Origin of the sequence: Pseudomonas sp. GXM4, from assembly GCF_008923895.1 — a bacterium.
GTDB classification, from domain to species: Bacteria; Pseudomonadota; Gammaproteobacteria; order Pseudomonadales; family Pseudomonadaceae; genus Aquipseudomonas; species Aquipseudomonas atacamensis.
Genome location: NZ_WBRZ01000356.1, coordinates 1 through 4,616, shown reverse-complemented (window position 1 = coordinate 4,616; position 4,616 = coordinate 1). Strand labels below are relative to the sequence as shown.

Here is a 4,616-nt window from a genome sequence, read left to right as displayed (position 1 = left end):
GTTCTACCTGTGGGAGCGAGCCTGCTCGCGACAAGGCCCTGACACGCAGCAGATTCTTCACACCCCTTTGAAGATCCCTGGCCTCCGCTCCACCAACGATCGCACCCCCTCCCGGGCATCCTCAGTGGCGAGCAACTTCTTCACCAGCGCCGGTAATGCCTGCGCCGCCGCTGTCTCACCCTCATAACGCGCCTGTCGCGCTGACATCAAGGTCGCCTGCACGCCCAGTGGTGCCTGTCGGGCAATCCGTTCGGCCAGCTCGATCGCGCGGGGCAGCAAATCTTCGCTGGCCATCACTTCCTGGACCAAGCCCAGATGCAACGCATCGTGGGCATCGAACTCATCGCCAGTGAGCAACCAGCGCATCGCATTGCCCCAGCCGGCAATCTGCTGGAAACGCAAAGTCGCGCCGCCAAACGGAAAGATCCCACGCTGCACTTCCATCTGCGCGAAGCGGGTATTGCTCGCGCACAGGTTGATGTCCGCCGCCAGCATCAGCTCGATGCCGATGGTCAGGCAGTAACCCTGCGCGGCGACGATGACCGGTTTGCTCACCCGTGGGCCGACGAAAACGCCCCAGGGATCGCAGCCGCCGCTCGGAACCTGCCAGCCTTCGGCCAGCGCTGCGCTGGCATTGACCAGATCGAGCCCGGCGGTGAAGTGCTCGCCGTGGCCGAACACCACGGCGACCCGCGCTTCGCGGTCGGCTTCGAACTCGCCGTAGGCCAGGCTCAGGTCGTTGAGCAGGTCGATATCGAAAGCGTTGCGCTTGGCCGCCCGATCGAGGCCGATCAAGTGCACATGACCACGACGTTCTCGACTGACGCGGCCGGCGCTGGGCTGATTCATGGCTAAATCCTCAAGCGGGAAGGGCGGGTGCGCGGCGCTTTGCCGCAGGTCGGTGAACCGTTTAAGCGTCATCGCCCGCAGGGCCGGGCCTTTGCAAAATAGACCGTTGCGCGATTATCCGCAAAACCCCGTTACACGGCGGTGACACACGGATAAAGGCCACAAAAAAAGCTCCCTTTTCGGGCGAAATCCGGTATAGTGCGCGCCGGCCTTTAACCGGGCCGCGTTTAGGTAGCGCATTTCCCGAAGTCAGCTTCGGCTGCACGTCCGCATTGCGGGCTCTTCCTTGACGATCCATCTTCATTCATTCGTTTTCGCAAATCCCCGCCGACAAAGCTGCCAGGGCGACTCTTGAGTCTCAACACGGCATGCGCAGCTTTGGAGCATGGGTCTTTGCGGATGCACTTAGAGGCAGACCCATGACCCAGGAAACCGGCGGATTCGCCGCTTTTAATCTCAACCCGAATATTCTTGCAGCCGTCGCAGCGACTGGCTACGAAGAGCCTTCGGCGATTCAGCAGCAATCGATCCCGATCATCATGGCCGGCCAGGACATGATTGGCCAGGCGCAAACCGGTACCGGTAAAACCGCCGCGTTCGCACTGCCTATTCTGCACCGCATCGATCCTGCCAAGCGCGAACCGCAAGCCCTGATCCTGGCGCCAACCCGAGAGTTGGCGCTGCAAGTAGCAACCGCTTTTGAAACCTACGCCAAGCAAATGCCAGGCGTCACCGTCGTGGCTGTCTACGGCGGCGCGCCGATGGGCCCGCAACTCAAGGCAATCCGTAATGGCGCACAGATTGTTGTCGCTACTCCGGGTCGTCTGTGCGACCACCTGCGTCGCGACGAGAAAGTCCTGTCGACCGTGAACCATCTGGTTCTCGACGAAGCTGACGAAATGTTGAAGCTGGGCTTCATGGATGACCTGGAAGTCATCTTCAAGGCTCTGCCATCGACCCGCCAGACCGTGCTGTTCTCGGCGACCCTGCCGCAGTCGATCCGCGCCATTGCCGAACGCCACCTGCGCGATCCGCAACACGTCAAGATCCAGACCAAGACCCAGACCGTTACCGCGATCGAACAGGCTCACCTGTTGGTTCACGCTGACCAGAAAACCTCGGCCGTACTCAGCCTGCTGGAAGTCGAAGACTTCGACGCCCTGATCATGTTCGTGCGCACCAAGCAAGCGACCCTGGACCTGGCCAGCGCCCTCGACGCCAAAGGCTACAAAGCCGCCGCGTTGAACGGTGATATCGCCCAAAACCAGCGTGAGCGCGTCATCGACTCGCTCAAGGATGGCCGTCTGGACATCGTTGTCGCGACCGACGTTGCTGCCCGTGGTCTGGACGTTCCGCGCATCACTCACGTGTTCAACGTTGACATGCCGTACGACCCGGAATCCTACGTACACCGTATCGGCCGTACCGGCCGCGCCGGTCGCGAAGGTCGTGCACTGCTGCTGGTGACTCCACGTGAGCGCCGCATGCTGCAAGTGATCGAGCGCGTAACCGGTCAGAAAGTTGCCGAAGTACGCCTGCCAGACGCTCAAGCCGTTCTCGATGCACGCATCAAGAAACTGACCAACAGCCTGTCGCCGCTGGTTGCTGATGCCGAATCGACTCACGGTGAGCTGCTTGATCGCCTGACTGCCGACATCGGTTGCACCCCGCGTGCACTGGCTGCTGCGCTGCTGCGCAAGGCTACCAACGGTCAAGCGCTGAATCTGGCCGCGATCGAGAAGGAACGTCCACTGGTGCCGAACAACGCACCGCGTGGCGACCGTCCTGAGCGTTCCGGTGATCGTCCTGATCGTGGTGACCGCGAGCGTCGCGCGCCAATGCCTTTGGGCGAAGGCCGCGCTCGTTGCCGTACCGCGCTGGGTGCGCGTGACGGTATCGCTGCGAAAAACCTGCTGGGCGCCATCCTCAACGAAGGCGGTCTGGCCCGTGAAGCGATCGGTCGCATCCAGGTGCGTGACAGCTTCAGCCTCGTCGAGCTGCCGGAAGAAGGTCTGGAAAAGCTCCTGACCAAGCTGAAGGACACTCGCGTGGCTGGTAAGCAGCTCAAGCTGCGTCGCTACCGCGAAGATTGATCCGCCCTTGGGCTGATTGATCGAACATAAAAAATCCCCGACTGGTTCGGGGATTTTTTTTGCCTGATTTTTGGGTTTACACAAAACCCTGTGGGAGCTGGCTTGCCAGCGATGACGTCAGCCGAAGCGATAAATATCCATACCCAGCGCCCCCATCGTGAAACCCTGATGCGCCACGCTGAAAACCCCGCCCGCGCCGCGAGCAAAATACAACGGCAACAAATGCTCATCACTCGGGTGACTGCGCACCGCATTTGGCGCCTGCTGGCGATAATCATGCAGCGCCGTTTCATCGTCGGCCGCCAGTTTGTCGATCATCCAGTCATGAAAATCCCGCGCCCACGGTTCAATGCTTTCCGGGCCGGCATGCCAGTCCAGCTCCCGGAGGTTGTGGGTGATGCTGCCGGAGCCGATCAACAGAATGCCGTGTTCGCGCAGGCTCGCCAGCGCACGGCCAACTCGCGTCTGCAATGCCGGTCCGCCGCGACTCGGCAACGAAACCTGCACCACCGGAATATCGGCCTGCGGATACATCAACGACAGCGGCACCCAGACACCATGATCGAACGGTCGTTGCGGATCGAGCCGCGTCGGCAGGTCATTGGCGTTCAGCAGTTGAGCCACCTCGGCGGCCAGCTGCGGATTGCCCGGGGCCGGGTACTGAACTTCAAACAGCGCGCGGGGGAAACCGCCGAAGTCGTGCCAGGTTTCCGGATGCGGGTGGCTGCTGACCAGCAGTTCCTGGCTTTCCCAGTGTGCAGAGACGATGACGATGGCTTTGGGGCGCGGCAGTTCAGCGGCCAGTCGCGCCAGTGCCGGGCCGCTGGCACCGGGCTCCAGCGCCAGCATCGGTGAACCGTGGGAGATAAACAGGCTGGGCAACATGGACGGGCTCCTGAGCGCTAAGATGAACCATCTTCAGTCAGATCATCGATCTGAATCCAATATAAGTTTCTGCGGTTTTTCATCGGTTTTTCGGGAGTGATCCATGCAGCCTGAGTTTTGGTACAAGAAATGGGATTCGAACCAGATCGGCTTTCATCAGGCCGAGGCCAACCCGTATTTGCAGCGCTACTGGCCGGAGCTGGCGATTGCACCGTCGGCGCGTGTGCTGGTGCCGCTGTGCGGGAAGAGTCTGGATCTGCTCTGGCTTGCCGGGCAGGGACACCAGGTGATTGGGGTTGAGCTAGCGGAAAAGGCTGTCGAGGAGTTTTTCAGCGAACATCAGTTGCAGCCGCAGATCAGCGAGAAGGGCGCATTCAAGGTTTATCGCAGTGTTGCGTTCGAATTGTGGTGCGGTGATTTTTTTGCGCTGACGGCCGAGGACGTCGCAGATTGTACTGCGCTGTATGACCGCGCCGCGTTGATTGCCTTGCCGGACGCGATGCGCCAGCGCTATGCGGCGCATCTGCAGCAGTTGCTGGCGCCGGGGATGAAAGGGCTGGTGATTACCCTGGATTACGATCAGTCGCAGATCCCGGGGCCGCCGTTTGCGGTGAATGATGATGAGGTGCAGCGGTTGCTGGGCCAGGGTTGGCAGCTGGAGAAACTGGAAGAGCGGGATATTCTGGCTGAGAGCCCGAAGTTTCTGGAGGGCGGGGTTGAGTGGTTGGTGGAGCGGGTTTATCGGGTTTCTTCCAGATAGTTTTCTGTCAGCAGCTCCGGCGTCTTCGC

The 4,616-nt window shown here is 60.9% G+C and carries 4 protein-coding genes; 2 read left to right on the top strand and 2 right to left on the bottom strand.

Annotation, left to right across the window (positions count from 1 at the left end; all coding sequences use genetic code 11):
• Window positions 1-57: 57 nt before the first annotated feature.
• Window positions 58-849, bottom strand: a complete 792-nt coding sequence (locus F8N49_RS25740; RefSeq protein WP_151553110.1) for a crotonase/enoyl-CoA hydratase family protein — start codon at window positions 847-849, stop codon at window positions 58-60.
• A gap of 419 nt (window positions 850-1,268) precedes the next feature.
• Between F8N49_RS25740 and F8N49_RS25735 the strand changes: the two genes are divergently transcribed.
• Window positions 1,269-2,942, top strand: coding sequence for a DEAD/DEAH box helicase (locus F8N49_RS25735; protein ID WP_016770859.1), 1,674 nt, complete (start codon window positions 1,269-1,271; stop codon window positions 2,940-2,942).
• A 117-nt stretch (window positions 2,943-3,059) separates the two neighbouring features.
• Here the strand turns inward: F8N49_RS25735 and F8N49_RS25730 are convergent, their stop codons facing one another.
• The gene (locus F8N49_RS25730; RefSeq protein ID WP_151553108.1) at window positions 3,060-3,827 is read right to left on the bottom strand and encodes a class III extradiol ring-cleavage dioxygenase; all 768 of its coding nucleotides are present in this window, start codon (window positions 3,825-3,827) and stop codon (window positions 3,060-3,062) included.
• 103 nt (window positions 3,828-3,930) lie between these two features.
• Between F8N49_RS25730 and F8N49_RS25725 the strand changes: the two genes are divergently transcribed.
• On the top strand, window positions 3,931-4,587 hold the full coding sequence (locus tag F8N49_RS25725; RefSeq protein WP_151553106.1) for a thiopurine S-methyltransferase: 657 nt from the start codon (window positions 3,931-3,933) through the stop codon (window positions 4,585-4,587).
• Window positions 4,588-4,616 lie beyond the last annotated feature (29 nt).

What these genes read in the sequence shown, in the direction of transcription:
- F8N49_RS25740 (WP_151553110.1), bottom strand. Translation starts at nt 849, where the DNA reads ATGAATCAGCCCAGCGCCGGCCGCGTCAGTCGAGAACGTCGTGGTCAT.
- F8N49_RS25735 (WP_016770859.1), top strand. Translation starts at nt 1,269, where the DNA reads ATGACCCAGGAAACCGGCGGATTCGCCGCTTTTAATCTCAACCCGAAT.
- F8N49_RS25730 (WP_151553108.1), bottom strand. Translation starts at nt 3,827, where the DNA reads ATGTTGCCCAGCCTGTTTATCTCCCACGGTTCACCGATGCTGGCGCTG.
- F8N49_RS25725 (WP_151553106.1), top strand. Translation starts at nt 3,931, where the DNA reads ATGCAGCCTGAGTTTTGGTACAAGAAATGGGATTCGAACCAGATCGGC.